Annotated in this window: 11 protein-coding genes; 6 read left to right on the top strand and 5 right to left on the bottom strand. The window is 55.8% G+C overall.

Translation table 11 applies throughout. The features are described 5' to 3' along the window. Positions 1-32 precede the first annotated feature (32 nt). The 5 genes from Poly41_RS03460 to Poly41_RS03440 are packed head-to-tail and all read left to right on the top strand — an operon-like array spanning position 33 to position 7,939. Positions 33-767 carry a 4Fe-4S binding protein gene (locus Poly41_RS03460; protein WP_146524492.1) on the top strand — a complete coding sequence of 245 codons (735 nt, stop codon included), beginning with the start codon at positions 33-35 and terminating at the stop codon, positions 765-767. Further along, positions 760-2,181: a 4Fe-4S binding protein gene (locus Poly41_RS03455; protein ID WP_197231036.1), complete on the top strand. Its 1,422-nt coding sequence runs from the start codon at positions 760-762 to the stop codon at positions 2,179-2,181. The genes Poly41_RS03460 and Poly41_RS03455 overlap by 8 nt, the downstream gene beginning before the upstream one ends. After that, positions 2,178-3,986, top strand: coding sequence for an outer membrane protein assembly factor BamB family protein (locus tag Poly41_RS03450; protein ID WP_146524490.1), 1,809 nt, complete (start codon positions 2,178-2,180; stop codon positions 3,984-3,986). The genes Poly41_RS03455 and Poly41_RS03450 overlap by 4 nt, the downstream gene beginning before the upstream one ends. Then, a complete protein-coding gene (locus Poly41_RS03445) occupies positions 3,983-6,331 on the top strand; it encodes an NAD(P)H-dependent oxidoreductase subunit E (RefSeq protein ID WP_146524489.1) in 2,349 nt (782 codons plus the stop codon). The genes Poly41_RS03450 and Poly41_RS03445 overlap by 4 nt, the downstream gene beginning before the upstream one ends. A gap of 3 nt (positions 6,332-6,334) precedes the next feature. Next, positions 6,335-7,939, top strand: coding sequence for an FAD-dependent oxidoreductase (locus Poly41_RS03440; protein ID WP_146524488.1), 1,605 nt, complete (start codon positions 6,335-6,337; stop codon positions 7,937-7,939). Between the two features lie 41 nt (positions 7,940-7,980). Here Poly41_RS03440 and Poly41_RS03435 read toward each other — a convergent pair whose 3' ends face one another. The 3 genes from Poly41_RS03435 to Poly41_RS03425 all read right to left on the bottom strand — a co-directional run bounded on the left by Poly41_RS03435 (position 7,981) and on the right by Poly41_RS03425 (position 10,903). Beyond that, complete coding sequence (locus Poly41_RS03435) at positions 7,981-8,649, bottom strand: hypothetical protein (protein WP_146524487.1); 669 nt, start codon at positions 8,647-8,649, stop codon at positions 7,981-7,983. Between the two features lie 60 nt (positions 8,650-8,709). Next, a complete protein-coding gene (locus Poly41_RS03430) occupies positions 8,710-9,303 on the bottom strand; it encodes a peroxiredoxin (RefSeq protein ID WP_146524486.1) in 594 nt (197 codons plus the stop codon). Between the two features lie 121 nt (positions 9,304-9,424). After that, complete coding sequence (locus Poly41_RS03425) at positions 9,425-10,903, bottom strand: sulfatase (protein WP_146524485.1); 1,479 nt, start codon at positions 10,901-10,903, stop codon at positions 9,425-9,427. A gap of 387 nt (positions 10,904-11,290) precedes the next feature. On the opposite strand from Poly41_RS03425, the gene Poly41_RS03420 reads away from it, so the two are divergent. Next, complete coding sequence (locus Poly41_RS03420; RefSeq protein WP_231615365.1) at positions 11,291-12,241, top strand: sugar ABC transporter substrate-binding protein; 951 nt, start codon at positions 11,291-11,293, stop codon at positions 12,239-12,241. Positions 12,242-12,262: 21 nt separating this feature from the next. On the opposite strand, the gene mutS is transcribed toward Poly41_RS03420, so the two are convergent. Together mutS and Poly41_RS03410 are read right to left on the bottom strand one after the other, a co-directional pair. Continuing rightward, positions 12,263-14,890: a DNA mismatch repair protein MutS gene (mutS, locus tag Poly41_RS03415; protein WP_146524483.1), complete on the bottom strand. Its 2,628-nt coding sequence runs from the start codon at positions 14,888-14,890 to the stop codon at positions 12,263-12,265. A gap of 165 nt (positions 14,891-15,055) precedes the next feature. After that, positions 15,056-15,799 carry an NIPSNAP family protein gene (locus Poly41_RS03410; protein ID WP_231615364.1) on the bottom strand — a complete coding sequence of 248 codons (744 nt, stop codon included), beginning with the start codon at positions 15,797-15,799 and terminating at the stop codon, positions 15,056-15,058. Between the last annotated feature and the right edge of the window lie 2 nt (positions 15,800-15,801).

Here is a 15,801-nt window from a genome sequence, read left to right as displayed (position 1 = left end):
CGAGCGATTGAAATGAAGCCGAGGAGATCCTGATGCCGTTGGAAGAAAAACAACAAGATCGACGCGAGTTCATCACCGATGCCGTCCGCACCACGGGTGTGGTTGCCGTCGTTGGCAGCGGAGGATTTTTGGCGGGTCGCCGAACAGAAGGCGAGCCGATGGTGTGGCAGCTTGATCCCGACAAGTGTACTGCCTGCGGCAATTGCGCAACCTACTGTGTGCTCGATGTTTCCGCGGTCAAGTGTTTCAACGCCTTTGACATGTGCGGTTTCTGTGATATCTGCACGGGGTATTTTGAGATGGACTACAAGTCGCTCGATACCGCGGCCGAGAACCAAGCCTGTCCAACGGGTGCGATCCTTCGCGAGTTCGTTGAAGAGAAATCGGGTCAACGGTATTACGAATACACGATTGACGAACCCTTGTGCATCGGTTGTGGCAAGTGTGTGGAAGGGTGCGCGTTGATGAATGGGTCGCTCTACTTGCAGGTTGAACACGACCGATGTCTTGATTGCAATGAATGTGCGATCGCAACCGCTTGTCCGACGGAAGCCTTCTATCGGGTACCGGCCAGCCAAGCTGAGATTTTGAAACGGCGTGCTGCGACTGTCCTGAATGCTCGAGGCAAGCAAATGGAACGAGTCGCAGGTGATGACGAATCGAAACGTCGTGAAGCGGACGCACTGTTGGCACGTACCGCGAAACAACGCGATTGGCGTGAAAAGCAAGCTTTGGAAGACGCCAACCGGAGGCCATCGGATGGTTAGTGCTCGATGCTCGGTTGGGGCGATCGTAAGTGGCTGGCATCGCGTGCGCAGCGGTGGCCAGGCATTTGCCGCCGCACCACGATCCTTCTCGGTGCTGCTGATCCCTTTTGCGTGCTTGGCGTTTGCCACGATGGCAAACGCCGCCGACGTGATTCCCGTTCCTGAGTTCACGGATCACGAAGTTCCCATTTCAATGCCGGCGGCTGGCGACCATTCGGGCTGGGAATGGCTGAATGTCGGGTTGCTCGTCGTTGCGTTATCGCTGGCGTCCTATTTCGCTCTCGTCAACCGATCTCGGCGTGGCTTGTTTTTGCTTGCGGTCGCCTCGTTAGCATGGTTTGGATTCATTCGTGGTGGTTGCATTTGCCCGATTGGTGCGACACAGAACGTAACGCTGGCGATCTTTGATGGTACCTACGCTATCCCCTGGACGGTCGTCGCCATCTTTGTCTTGCCGTTGGTCTACACCTTGTTTTTCGGCAGAACCTTTTGCTCTTCGGTCTGTCCGTTGGGTGCGATTCAAGAGATCGTTGCGGTTCGTCCGGTCCGAGTTCCGTCGTGGGTTGACCACACACTTGGGCTGGTTCCTTACCTCTACCTTGGCCTCGCTGTCCTATACGCCGCGACAGGAACGGCATTCATCATTTGCCGCTATGATCCCTTTGTTTCGATGTTTCGGCTTAGCGGCAATGTGAACATGTTGGTCTTTGGCGGCGCCTTGTTGGTGCTGGGTGTTTTTGTCGGCCGCCCCTACTGCCGGTACTTGTGTCCTTATGGTGCCATTTTGGGAGTCTTGTCGAAAGGGTCGAAGTGGCATGCGAAGATCGCACCTGAGAAATGCATCACATGCCATTTATGTGAAAACAGCTGTCCCTACGGTGCGATCTCGGCACCGTCGTCTCCACCGCCCAAGTCCGAACGTGCTGCGGCACGGCGTCAATTAGCCCAAATGATCGTTCTAGCTCCCGTTCTGATCCTGCTCGGCTTGTTCGTCGGTCGGCTGCTAGCGACGCCCTTGTCGAAATTGGATCCTGACGTGCGGCTTGCCGAGCGGATTATTCTGGAAGACTCTGGCGATGTCGAAGACACGACCGACGCCAGTGATGCCTTCCGCAACACGGGGCAACCCAAGGCAGAGCTATTCGCATCCGCCCTTTCGATTCAGCAGCGATTCAAGACGTTGGGAATGTTGATTGGCGGTTGGTTCGGCTTCGTCATCGCGGTCAAATTGATCTCGCTGTCGCTCAAACGCAAGCGAACCGACTACCAACCCGATCCTTCGCGATGTGTGTCGTGCGCGCGATGTTACTGGTATTGTCCCGGTGAACAGGTTCGATTGGGCATTATTGGTGATGTGTCGGAGTTGGTGGAGTTGAACGTAGAGAAGCCGACCGCGTTGGAGACAACACCATGATCACAGCTCGAGATCGATACCATTTGGCGTTTCGTGGCGCCGTCGTCTGCGGTTTGTTTGCTGCGGTTGTCGCGGTGATGTTGTTGGCGGACTACAGCCGACGAACGGCCGATGATCCCTTGACGACCACTCAATACGCGGAGATGCGTCAGCAGTTGCGACTCGATCCCACAAACGAGTCCTTGCAGCAATCGTTTCGCCAACTCGATCTGGAACTTCGTGAGAGCTATTTCAACAGTCGTCGTTTCGCAGCTTGGGGAAGTTGGTTGTTGCTGGCAAGTGCGTCGTTGGCAATTGGGCTTGGTAAAGGGGCTGCCGCACTTCGACGCCGTCTGCCGAACCCGAAACTGGTTGCCAATGAGGTTCGCACACACAGTGAAGAGGTTGACCATCGAATTGGACGATATGCCGTCGCCGCGTTTGGGGCGGCCGGGTTCCTTGTGGCCATTGGATTCTTCGTTGGGATTCGCAGCGACTTAGCGCCAGACGTCATCGAAGTGACCGAAGTTGTATCCGCCGATTCGGCGGACCAACCCAAGATCGATGAGGAATTGCCGGACGAACCGACGCTTGCCAAGTTGCCGGCTGGGTTCCCCACCGAAGAAGAGCTTCAAGCTAACTGGCCCCGTTTTCGCGGACCTCATGGACTCGGGATCGCTTCGGACTCGGAGGTCTTGACGCAATGGGACGTTGAGACGGGAGAAGGCATTCTCTGGAAAACCGAAGTGCCGCTGGCTGGAAACAATTCGCCGACCCTTTGGGGTGACCATGTTTTTATGTCGGGGGCCACGGAAGACAAACGCGAAGTGATGTGTTTTAACGCGTCGTCGGGTGAGTTGTTGTGGCAAAGTGAATTACCAGGCACGGCGGAAAGCACCGCGGAGGTGCCGAAGGTGATGCAGGCAACCGGGTTGGCGGCACCAACCACGGCGACCGATGGCCGACGAGTCTACGCGATTTTTGCCAATGGCGATGTCGGAGCGTTTGACTTCGAAGGCGTACTTCGATGGTCGCGCAGTTTGGGGATCCCGAAGAACACGTACGGGCATGCCTCCTCGCTAACAACGTTTGAAGACTTGCTGATTGTGCAATTCGACCAGGGCAGCGAAAGTGAAAAGTTGTCGCGGCTGCTAGCCTTAAGCACCGAAACGGGCGAAACCGTCTGGGAAACGCCCCGTGACGAAATCCCAAATTCTTGGCCAACCCCGATTGTCGTGCAAATTGGCGATGCACCCCAACTGCTGACGTGTGGTTCACCGTTTGCGATCGCCTATTCGCCTCGCGAGGGAAAAGAAATTTGGCGAGCCGATTGTTTGTATGGTGATGTAGGACCGTCTCCAACCTATGTCGACGGGATCGTGATCACCGCCAACGAGGTTCCCGGAGTCACGGCCATCAAAGCGGACGGGCAAGGCGATGTCACGGAAACGCACCTTTTGTGGGACGGCTACATCGGCGTCCCCGATCTCTGCAGCCCGCTGGCGACCGAACAGTTTGTGTTGTTGGTAACGTCGGACGGTTTGCTTACCTGCTATGACATCAAGGAGGGGCTCGATCCTCTCTGGGAACACGAGATGGATGCGTCGTTCTCTTCGTCCCCGACGATGATTGGGAACTTGGTGTTTTTAATTGACATCGATGGTAAGGTGTTCATCGTTGAGCCGACGGCGGAAGCATGTCGCGAGGTTGCCGAGAACGAGCTGGGCGAAGCATGCGTGACCAGCCCGGCGATCAAAGACGGAAAGATGTATATTCGAGGCGAGACCCATTTGTTTTGTATTGGGCGGCAAAAAGAGACGAAATGAGTGAAATCGATTTAACCTTTGTCGACGATGCAATTGAGCGGACCGGGCGTGGGCCCGAGGCGGTGATCCCGATCTTGCAGCAGATCCAGCAGCATTATCGCTACCTGCCAGAGACCGCGTTGCGCCATGTTTGTGCGCACACTCAAATCACCCCTGCATCGATCGAAGGGGTCTCGACCTTCTACACTCAATTTCGGCATGAACCGGTTGGCAATCACTTAATCCACGTTTGCTTGGGAACAGCGTGTCACGTCAAGGGTGCTCAATTGGTGATGGACTCACTCCGCACCGAATTGAAGATCGCTAAGGGGGAAGACACCGATCGAGATGGCAAGTTCACGCTTCAATCGGTCGCGTGTTTGGGATGCTGTACGTTGGCGCCGGTCGTTCAGATCGATGAAGTCACCTACGGCGGGCTGACTCCAAAGAAGATTCCTGAAATGCTTCACGATTTCCGTGTGAACCATTCCGGAGTGAAGGCCGCGCCGTCGGTTCGGCATCACAACGTGGGCGAATCGATAGGTGAAATTCGAATTGGAATGGGTTCGTGTTGCGTTGCACAAGGGAGCGCCAAGGTACGCGACGCAGTGGAACGAGTGTTGTCGGAATCGGGTGCCTGCGCGGACGTGAAACGGGTCGGATGTGTCGGCATGTGTCATCAAACGCCGCTTGTAGAAATTGTTCCCAAATCCGGAGACGCCAGCCTTTATGCGCGGGTTCAACCCGAAGATGCTGAATCGTTGGTGTTGAAGCACTTCAAGCCCAAGGGAATGATGAAGCGGTTGACGTATGGGGCGGAACGTTGGCTCGACCGCTTCATGAGCGACGACGATGACGAACCGACGATCCAAAAAGCGATCAGCCCTCGCGAAGGAGCCGTCTGCGCATTCCTGGGACCGCAAAAACACCTGGCGACCGAGTACTGTGGTCAGATCGACCCGATGAATCTGGACGAGTATCGACGGCACGACGGCTTTGTAGCTTTGAAGAAGGCTATCGAGATAGCCGATCCCGGCAAGCTGATTGACGAAGTGCAAAAGAGCGGGCTACGAGGACGCGGTGGTGCGGGTTTCCCCACGGGAATCAAGTGGCAAAAAGTCCGTGAAGTTCAAGGCGATAAGAAATACATTATCTGCAACGGTGACGAAGGCGACCCCGGCGCCTTCATGGACCGGATGCTGCTTGAATCGTTCCCATACCGCATCATCGAAGGGATGGCGATCGCGGCGTTGTCCGTCGGGTCGCGTGAGGGCTACTTCTATGTACGAGCAGAATACCCGTTGGCGGTCAAACGCATTCGGGAAGCGATCAAAATCTGTGAGGACCAAGGGATCTTAGGCGACCATGTGTTAGGCAGCGACTTTTCGTTGAAGCTGGGCATCATGGAGGGCGCTGGTGCATTCGTTTGTGGTGAAGAGACGGCGTTGTTGGCATCCATGCAAGGCGAGCGGGGCATGCCACACCTGCGACCGCCGTATCCCGCGGAGTTGGGTCTTTGGAAGCAGCCGACGTTGATCAATAACGTCGAGACTTATGCATTGGTTCCATGGATCATTCGCAATGGCAGTGACGCGTTTGCGGCACTCGGGACCGAGAAGAGCAAGGGGACCAAGGTTTTTGCCTTGGCGGGCAAGGTTGCTCGTGGTGGATTGATCGAGGTGCCGATGGGAATCACGATGCGGCAAGTCATTGATGACGTCGGCGGCGGGGTCGCGAACGGAAAAAAACTAAAAGCCGTCCAAGTGGGCGGTCCATCGGGTGGCTGTCTTCCCGCTGAATTGGCCGAAACGTCGATCGACTATGAATCGCTGGCGGAAGTCGGTGCGATCATGGGCAGCGGTGGATTGGTGGTGTTGGACGAAGACGATTGCATGGTCGATATTGCCCGCTATTTCTTGCGATTCACTCAAGACCAATCGTGCGGCAAGTGTACGTTTTGCCGAGTCGGCACGCGGCGTTTGTTGGATATCTTGGACCGGATCTGTGAGGGGAAAGGCAAAAAAGGCGACTTGGATACCCTCGAGCGGCTTTCACATGATGTCTCGCAAGGCAGTCTATGCGGTCTTGGTAAAACGGCGCCGAATCCGGTCCTCTCGATGCTGAAGTACTTTCGCCACGAATTTGAAGCTCATCTTGAAGGGCGTTGTCCGGCTGGCAAGTGCATTGCAATGATCGAGTACAAGATCAATGACAAGTGCATTGGATGCACGCTCTGTGCTCAGGAGTGTCCGGTGGATGCGATCCCAATGACTCCCTATCGAATCCACACGATCGACTCTGATAAATGCACACGATGCGACACGTGCGCCCAAGTATGTCCCGAAGACGCGGTCTATATTGAATAGCTCATGCCAAAACTTACCATTGATAACCGCGAAGTCGAAGTGGAACCGGGCGAAACGGTTCTCGATGCCGCACGCAAATTGGGAATCGATGTGCCGACGCTATGCTTTTTAAAAGGCTACAAAGCGTCAACGTCGTGCCAAGTTTGTATCGTCAAGATGGCCGATAGCGGACGAGTGGTTCCATCGTGTGGGATGCCCGCAGCCGAAGGAATGCGGATTGAGAGTGAGACCCCCGAGGTCCATTCGCTCCGGCGCACTGCTTTGGAGCTGATTCTTAGTGATCATGTCGGCGACTGTTTGGCACCCTGCTATTTCGCCTGTCCCGCTCACATGGACATTCCAAAGATGTTGCGTGAGATCGGCGACCAAGATCTGGTCCATGCGATCGCCACAATCAAAGAAGACATCGCATTACCCGCGATTTTGGGCCGAGTCTGTCCAAAGCCTTGCGAAAAGGGGTGCCGCCGCAGTGGTGCCGATGGACCGGTGGAAGTTTGTGACTTGAAACGCACCGTTGCGGACCGTGATTTGGAATCGGGCGATCCGTACATCCCTGAGTGTGCCGCGGATTCTGGCAAGCGTGTTGCGGTGGTCGGCGCCGGTCCAACAGGTTTGGCCGCCGCGTTTCATCTTCGCCGAGAAGGGCACCACGTCAAACTGATCGACGCCGAGGATCGTGCAGGCGGCCGCTTGTGGCACGAGTTTCCCAAGGATTTGCCAGAAGAGGTCCTGGCTGGCGAAGTCGCAGTGATTCTGCGAATGGAGATTGATTTCGCAAGCAACACACGGTTGGGGACCGATATTGCACTCTCGGAACTGCAGCAATCGTTCGATGCGGTCTTGCTGTGTTGCGGTGGTGATGCAAAGGAGGAAGCAAAGGATTGGGGGCTAAAGATCAGCCGTCGGGGCGTTGATGTCAACGCAGGAACGTTCGAGACGGGAACGCCCGGCGTCTTCGCGGCCGGCAACGCCATTCGTGGCAAAGGCTTGGTCGTTCGCAGTGTCGCCGATGGCAAGGAAGCGGCAGCTGCCATCGACCAATATGTGCGGGGAGAGACGATCACGCCCGTAGCTCGACCGTTTTCTTCGCGAATCGGTAAGATTCCTGGCGATGAGTTGCCGGAATTCTTGGCCAACGGTACCCCTGGGGCCCGGCTCCCCGCCTCGAAACCTACGGATAATCCGTTGGATCTTCCCGTTGCCTCGGAGCAGGCGAATCGTTGCTTGGCATGCGGTTGCATTGCACACGGAAACTGCTCGCTCGAACACTATGCGGCCCAGTATGGTGCCGATCAGGCGAGATACCAAAGCGGGCGACGAGCGTACGTTCAAGTCAACCGGAGTGGCTCGGTGATCTACGAGCCTGGTAAATGCATTAATTGTGAGTTGTGTGTGCAAATCGCCAATCAGGCTCAAGACGCACTCGGGCTAAGTTTCGTCGGACGTGGATTCGACGTTCGCATTGGGGTTCCCTTCCATGGCACCATGGAGGAAGCGCTCGGTTCGGTCGCTTCAAAATGCATCGGAGCCTGTCCTACCGGAGCGCTGTATTTCTCCGTAAAGCATCAAGTGCAACCAGGTTGCCAGGCGTGCGATTCCAATGCCTAGTGGTTGCTCGCAATCGCAAGCGTGACCGGCGTCCCGCCACTTCACGATGTAAGTGGTAGCGGGCTGTCTGCCAGTTCGCGGTAGATTTGTCGCAGTTCATCGTGGCTCGGCTGATCACCGGATCGAGTGATCAAGATCCACGGACGAGCTTTTCGGATGACGCCTTTTTCCAAAAACTGACCAAACAAACGCAACCTCAAACCCGCGTCGGTCGTTTCATCCGTTGTGAACGGATAATCGTGCGGCCCCAGCAACACTGCTATAGATCCCGTCGGTCCCGTTGCGATCGAAATCGGTGGGCATCCCTGATCCGCCGGTGCACCCAAGGACTCCGGAACGCCGATTGAATCCAACGCTTTGCCAGAAGCCAACAACTCGAGCATGGGTTGGGTATCAAGCAGCGAGGTTTCCAACGAAACCGTCACTTCAAACAGCATCCGGTCGCTATTGCCGCGGATCGGTTGAAACGCCAACCGAAGCGAGTACGATTCCGTTTGCTGAGGAAGCACCACGTGCCACTGATCACCACGGACAAATTGCTCGGCTGCACTCGGCATCGTGTCATGCTCGACGGCACGAAACCGGGCCGCGAATTGAGGATCGGGGGCCATTCCGATCGCGATCCCGTGTTCACCGCCTCTCGCGTCAAACCACCATGTGGTACCGTGATCTTGCCACGCGGCATGACCGAGTTCGTTTGTTTTCCACATGGTTGATCTTTCGATAATCGAGGTTCTCGATCGGGAAGTCACGTCGACCTCCGGCAAAGCTTAACCCTTGTATTCGGCGCTGAAAAACGCTTTGCTTTCTTCGACGCCCGGTTTGATCGTGCGGCTGCCTTCTTGCCAATTCGCGGGGCACACTTCGCCATGCTTTTCGAAATGCTGAAGCGCTTTGACAATCCGCAGCGCTTCGTCGACGTTACGACCAAGCGGCAAGTCATTGACCACTTGGTGACGCACGATGCCGTCTTTGTCGATCAAGAATAGACCTCGCAGAGCGATGCCGGCATCGAGCAAGACGTCGTAATCGCGAGAGATTTGCTTGTTCAAATCGGCGATCAGTGGGTATTCCGTTTTGCCAATGCCGCCTTGATTGCGCGGCGTACTGGTCCAGGCAAAATGGGTGTAGTGACTATCAATCGACACACCCAGAATCTGCACCCCCAGTTTTTCGAAATCGGACGCTCGGTCACTAAACGCGATAATCTCGGTGGGGCAGACGAAGGTGAAGTCCAAGGGCCAAAAGAACAGCATCACGTACTGCCCGCGATAATCGGACAAAGAGACCTCTTTGAACTGCCCATCGGGCATGACAGCTTGGGCAGTAAAATCGGGGGCTTGCTGTTGAACAAGTACGCTCATGGTGAGACTACTTTCGAGTGGATAGAAAAAAGTTGGGTTCGTTTCTTTTTAGTCGGTGATCCGACAGCGCGGACCCCTTGACGGCTTAATCTAAACGTTTTCGCTCGCGCTCGGAAGGAGTTTACCGGACCCTCTCGGAGGGAACAATTTTTTTCTCTTCCCAGTAGAAACCGTCTGCGCGTCGCTCGAGAATTCGATGGGCGCTGCCAGCGGCAAGCGGACGTTCGTCGGTGGGCAACCATTGACTCAACTTCGCGATCACGTCCGCGAACGGCAATCGGTCACGGCCAGGGGCGACCAGATTGTCGTACTCGTCGGGATCCGCGTTCCGATCGTACAACTCTTCGGCTCCATCGGCATAGCGAATGTAACGCCAACGCGTATCACAGACGCTATGGTTCCCCGCATTGTGAGAACAAATCGCCGGTCGCTCGCGCGGTCGCTGCGGATCCTCGATTTGCGGCAACAGGCTGATTCCCTCCATTCCTTGCGGCTCGTCGAGCGCCGCCAACGCCGCCAACGTGGGATAAATGTCAAGCAACTCAGCCGGCTGATTGCATTTTGAATCCTTCGGTACGCCGGGACCCGCAAAGATCAACGGAACGTGAGTTGACCGTGCCCACAGCGAATTCTTTCCAGAGATGGCTTTCTCGCCCAAGTGGTACCCATGATCGCTCCACAAGACAACGATTGTATTGCCGGCATACGGGGATGCTTCGAGCGCGTCGAGGACGCGGCCGACTTGGCTGTCGACGAAACTGACGCATGCTAAGTACGATCTGACGAGCGGTCGCGTTTGATGGTTCGCTTCAAGCCAACTCAACCTCGGCTCGGGTAAATCCCAATGGATGTACCACGACGATTCGGGGGTGTCATCCCGATCGCCCGGCAACAGGGGCGGCATCGTCATGGTTTGATCAGGATACAGGTCGAACCATTTCTGTGTGGCGTAACAGGGTACATGAGGCAAAAAGAAACCGACCGAGAGAAAAAAAGGTTGTTCATCGGGCATCGATTCAAGCTGGTCGACGGCCCACGACGCAACTTGCCAATCGCCCTTGTCCTCGTCGCGATGAGGAAAGGTGCCCCAGTCCATCAAGGGGTGATTGCCGCCCGGTGTCGGCGGAATGAGTTTCTTTTCAGGCTTCGCGCCAACCGACGCATTGGGCCCCCAGACATCGCACTCTTTTTCAGCGTCCCGGCCACGTCCATTTCCGCCATGATAGATTTTTCCTCCGATCAGCGTGCGGTAACCATGGCTCTGAAAATATTGTGGTAGCGTTACGCGGTCCTTGAATTCCGGCAGTGCGCGAAACCAGGGTGACAAGCCGTATACGCCAGTATCGGTTGGCCGTAGCCCCGTCATCAACGACGTGCGGCTGGGGTTACACAGCGGAGCTTGGCAATGAGCATTGGTGAACGTCAAGCCACGCGCGGCCAAAGCAGCCATTGCAGGTGTTTTTACATCGGGGTGACCTCCGAGGGGTTCAACCCAATCGTTCAGGTCATCGATGGCGATCATCAAAACATTGGGGCGATCGGCAAACACGGCGGAGGTGAGAAGAACAACAACCAAGCACGAAATCAATCGGTGGAACATGAATCAAAGAGGGTTGGTGAAAACGGACGAAACCCTGACTTCAGCAATCATGGGAAGAGGATCGCGGGGGGCGTGCCCGTAGTCAGTGAGCAGTCGCTTGGCGACAAACTTGTCGCACGTGATCCAGCCGTCGCATGATAACCGATGCAGGTTGTGAACCGGAGGCCTCAATTGTAACATGACCGTTGAGCGAGAATCGAAGTCGAATGCTGTTTTTTTCCGACCGAAACGGATCCACGAAGGTCACCCATCGTTGTGGATGGTTCGATCAACACGAACCGAAGTGGGTACGTTGATTGAGACGGCTTTCGATGGAACTCCCTCCCCCCCTCGCCAATGATTACGACTCCCATGCCGACTCTCATGCCGACTCTCATGCCGACTCCTATGCCCAACAAAATCCTTACGGTTGCTTTGGTCTTGCTGGTGGCCACCATCGCTGGTTGCCATTCCCCCTCTTCGGACACCAGCGACAAGCCTCGCGTCGCCTTGATCATGAAGTCGCTCGCCAATGAATTTTTTTCGACCATGGAAAATGGTGCGAAGGACCATCAACGTGCACATGATGACCAGTACGAATTGTTGTCCAACGGGATCAAGGACGAACGTGACCTGGCTCGGCAAGCGGCAATGGTGGACGAAATGGTCGCCAGCGGTGTGGATGCAATCGTAATTGCGCCAGCGGATTCCAAGGCATTGGTCCCGGCACTTCGCAAGGCGAAGAAAAAAGGCGTCGTGGTTGTCAATATTGACAATCGGCTTGACGCGGAGGTACTTCGACAAGAGCAGATTGCAATCCCGTTCGTCGGTCCTGACAACAAAGCGGGAGCAAAGAAAGTGGGCGAGTATTTGGCGACGCGTCTTTCGAAAGGCGATAAAGTGGCTGTGCTCGAAGGCATTCGAACGTCCTTCAACGGCCAGCAGCGTCAGCTCGGTTTTGAAGAAGCGATGACGGAGGCCGGGATTGAAATCGTCGACAGCCAATCGGCCGAATGGGAAACGGTAAAGGCCAACACGATCGCAGCATCGATTTTAAGTGAACATCCTGAGATCAAGGCAATTCTTGCGTCCAACGACAGCATGGCGCTCGGGGCACTCGCGGCAGTGCGCAGTGCTGGCCGAAGCGGCGAAGTGATCGTGGTCGGATTCGATAACATCTCTGCGGTTCAACAAGCGATTCGCGAAGACAAGATTTTGGCGACCGCCGATCAGCATGGTGATCAACTGGCGGTCTTTGGCATTGAGGCTGCTTTGAAAATGCTTGCCGATCCGCTTGTCGAGAGCGAAGACATTGAAACGCCGGTTGATTTGATCACCAGCGAGTCGCTGGCGAAATGATCCGAGATCAAGGTGGCATCCTTACGACTTGGCAGGTGTTTGCAATTGGTTCTTCGCCGCTTGCAAAAACTGCAACGCGTCCATGGGCGTCATCGCATTGACATCCAACTTCTGAAGCTCATCCAACAAGGGATGGTCCGCGAAACCGAACAACGTCAATTGGTAGTGATTTTGTTTTGCAGCGTCACCTGGCGGGGACAAGGTGGGGCGGTCGAGTGAATCACGGTGGTCGACTTCGAGTTGTGCCAGGACATCCTTCGCTCGTTCGTTGACCGCTTTGGGGATACCGGCAAGTCGTGCGACATGAATCCCATAGCTTTTGTCGGCGCCGCCGGAAACGATGCGGTGCAAGAAGACCACTTCATCGTTCCATTCCTTCACGGCGACATTCAAGTTCGCAACGCGAGGCAACGTTTCTTCAAGCTGTGTCAATTCATGATAATGCGTCGCGAACAGCGTGCGACAACCGATCTGCTCGTGCAAGTATTCGGTGATTGCCCAGGCCAAAGACAAACCATCGTACGTGCTGGTTCCACGTCCAATCTCGTCGAGGATCACGAGACTTCGCGGTGAGGCGGTATTCAAAATCCGGGCGGTTTCGACCATCTCAACCATAAAGGTACTTTGACCTCGGCTCAATTCATCACTCGCCCCGACTCTCGCAAAGATCCGGTCGGCAATCCCGATCGTGGCGGTTTCCGCTGGCACGAACGAACCGGCCTGGGCAAGCAGCGTGATCAGAGCGACCTGGCGAATGTAAGTGCTTTTACCAGCCATGTTGGGGCCGGTGATCAGCAGAATCATTCCGGCCTCGGGCGAATGAACGCAGTCGTTCGGAACAAATTCTCCCTGTGGCAGCGTCACGTCCAGCACAGGATGACGCCCGGCTTCGATCTGTAAAATGGAATCGTCGGTCAATTCGGGACGTACCCATTTCCGTCCACTGGCGATCTCCGCAAGCGCCGCGAGGACGTCCAATTCGGCGATCGCGGTTGCGACTTCCTGCAGTATTGAAAGATGCTGGTGGGTCTGCAAACGCAGGTTTTGAAACAACAACTGCTCGCGCGCCGATGCCTGATCATCCGCCGCCAGGACCTTTTCCTCGTACTCTTTCAGCTCGGGTGTGATGAACCGTTCGCAATTCTTAAGAGTCTGTTTTCGAATGAAATGATCCGGAATCTTGTCCCGTTGTGAATTGTTGGCTTCGAGGAAGTACCCGAAGACCTTGTTGTAACCGACCTTCAAGTTTTGAATGCCCGTCGCTTCCATCTGTTCTCTCTGGTACGCGGCGATCCATTCCTTGCCGCCGCGGGCCAGCAAACGCAGTGCATCGAGTTCTTTGTCGAAGCCTTGACGAATGAAGTTACCGTCCGATGCGGCCAAGGGGCATTCATCGGCGAGCGAAGATTCCAGTTGAGCCCGTAGCTCAGGACACAGGTGTAAATGGGCCTCCACAAACTGAAGTCGCTCGGATTTGCGATTCGTCAGCCGTGCTTTCAGATCGGGAAGACTGGCGAGCGTCCGAGCGACTTGTTGCAGGTCCCGCGGTCCCGTACGTCCGGTGGCAATTCTCGCCAGCAGCCGAGTCAAATCAAACGTTCGCTTCAAGGTTTCGCGGATATCGCCGCGAAGCCGCGCATCGCCGACCAGTTCGGAAACCGCATCGAGACGGCATTCGATTCGGGCACGATCAATCAACGGCGCGGCAATCCAGTCGGCCAACAATCGTGCTCCCATCGGCGTACACGTTCGATCGATCACCCCCAACAGCGAACCCTCGCGAGAACCACTGCGAATCGTCCGTGTGATTTCGAGGCTGGCGCGAGTCGACGCATCAATCTGCAAGACGCCCGAACGGTGATGAGCCGTGATCGAGCGAAAGTGGTCGAGCCCTCCTCGTTGCGTTTCCTGGAGGTACGTCAACGCTGCCCCAGCCGCCCGGATCGCGGGGCCATCGGCGTCAACGAAGCCAAAACCTTCAAGGTTGTGAACCGCAAACTGTTTACACAGGGCGTCACGCGACGCGTCTTCGGCAAACGACCACGCCGGCCGCGAGGTCCAGGACCAAGGGGCTGTGGTGTCCGGGCTGAGTCGCACGTCATCTTCACGATAAATGACTTCCGCAGGGCCGATCCGCGCCAGTTCATCTTCGATCCGCGATTTCGGGAAGATGCCGGCTTCGAAGCGACCACTCGACAGCTCGGCCCACGCGATTCCGGCGGTCGGCTCGGTTTCCTCCCTGCTCTTGGTTTTCGGGCTCGCCAAATAGACGGCCGCCAAATAGTTCGCTTCGCGCGGATCGAGCAGGCCGTCGTCTGTCAGCGTTCCGGCGCTGACCAATCGGGTGATTTCACGACGCACCAGCCCTTTGGCCTGCTTCGGGTCCTCGACCTGCTCGCATACCGCTGCTCGATAACCGGCCCGAATCAGCTTATTCAGGTAGGAATCGAGTTGATGGTAGGGGAAACCGGCCATGGCGGTCGGATTGTCACTATCTTTGTCACGGCTGGTGAGCGTCAGCCCGAGGATCTTGGCGGCGACTTTGGCGTCATCAAGAAACAGCTCGTAAAAGTCGCCCATCCGGAAAAACAGCAGTGCGTCCCCGCACGCCGCCTTCGCTTCATGGTATTGCTTCATCATCGGTGTCATGAAGCAAATCGTAACGCGACGCGATCATACCGAAAAGTCATCCGACCTTCGGATTGTTGGCGATTCGCGTTTGCACCGCTAAAACGTCCGATGGCGCAAAGTTTGCCAGCCGCAGAATCGTTGCCGTTCCCTGGCAAATTTCAGCTTGGGCGATACTGACAACGACTACATCTGGGAGTACGGCTTTGGCAGCAAGAGGTACTTGTCGATGTGGCTTACGGTTCCCTTGTACTTTGGAACCTTGCTTAAAACCTTCCAATCGGGGTGGATACGAAACGCCTTCCACGCTTCGATACGAGCCTCTTCATTCGGATAGACCGTCAAGTAGGTCAGGCTTGGGGTTTGCGGGCCGATGACGCACTGGCCAATAAAGATCGGCTGAACTCCGCTGTCGAGAAAAATTGGGACTTCGCCTGAATTGAACATATCGACCTTCAAATCGCCGATTTGTTCGCTTGGGCTTTCGTACAGTCGCAATTCGTAGACACGATCACCGTTGAGCAGCGACTCCTTGGCAACTGCCAACTTTGGCATGCAATCCATTGCCGTCAACAATTCGCTGGTGATCCGCAGGTACGGTGGATTGTCGGGGGCTCGACCGAGATATTCTTTCGCATCGGCAGCGTACTGCGCGTCCTTTCTCAGAGTTTGGGCTGACGACACGACTGCGTTTGCGTCTGCATAGGGGATGACCACAACGATGCGGCGACTTCCGGATTCGTCGTTGGCGGCATTCGTAAACGCGCCGATCGGCCCGATCCCTTGACGTTGGAGTGCGGGAATCAGCGCGTCGCGGAGGTAGGCATCGATCGCCCCCACATCGCTGTTTTCGGCGAGCAAGTAGGAACGGACTTCATAGATTTGCGGGCTGGAATCCGCAGCGTGGCTGATGGACGAAAGAGCGGTCATGG

The organism is Novipirellula artificiosorum (assembly GCF_007860135.1).
GTDB classification, from domain to species: Bacteria; Planctomycetota; Planctomycetia; order Pirellulales; family Pirellulaceae; genus Novipirellula_A; species Novipirellula_A artificiosorum.
This window is presented reverse-complemented; position numbering and strand designations above follow the sequence as displayed.

Coding starts and splice junctions, on each gene's coding strand:
- Poly41_RS03435 (WP_146524487.1), bottom strand. CDS start 8,649: ATGTGGAAAACAAACGAACTCGGTCATGCCGCGTGGCAAGATCACGGT.
- Poly41_RS03410 (WP_231615364.1), bottom strand. CDS start 15,799: ATGACCGCTCTTTCGTCCATCAGCCACGCTGCGGATTCCAGCCCGCAA.
- Poly41_RS03450 (WP_146524490.1), top strand. CDS start 2,178: ATGATCACAGCTCGAGATCGATACCATTTGGCGTTTCGTGGCGCCGTC.
- mutS (WP_146524483.1), bottom strand. CDS start 14,890: ATGACACCGATGATGAAGCAATACCATGAAGCGAAGGCGGCGTGCGGG.
- Poly41_RS03445 (WP_146524489.1), top strand. CDS start 3,983: ATGAGTGAAATCGATTTAACCTTTGTCGACGATGCAATTGAGCGGACC.
- Poly41_RS03460 (WP_146524492.1), top strand. CDS start 33: ATGCCGTTGGAAGAAAAACAACAAGATCGACGCGAGTTCATCACCGAT.
- Poly41_RS03420 (WP_231615365.1), top strand. CDS start 11,291: ATGCCCAACAAAATCCTTACGGTTGCTTTGGTCTTGCTGGTGGCCACC.
- Poly41_RS03455 (WP_197231036.1), top strand. CDS start 760: ATGGTTAGTGCTCGATGCTCGGTTGGGGCGATCGTAAGTGGCTGGCAT.
- Poly41_RS03440 (WP_146524488.1), top strand. CDS start 6,335: ATGCCAAAACTTACCATTGATAACCGCGAAGTCGAAGTGGAACCGGGC.
- Poly41_RS03430 (WP_146524486.1), bottom strand. CDS start 9,303: ATGAGCGTACTTGTTCAACAGCAAGCCCCCGATTTTACTGCCCAAGCT.
- Poly41_RS03425 (WP_146524485.1), bottom strand. CDS start 10,903: ATGTTCCACCGATTGATTTCGTGCTTGGTTGTTGTTCTTCTCACCTCC.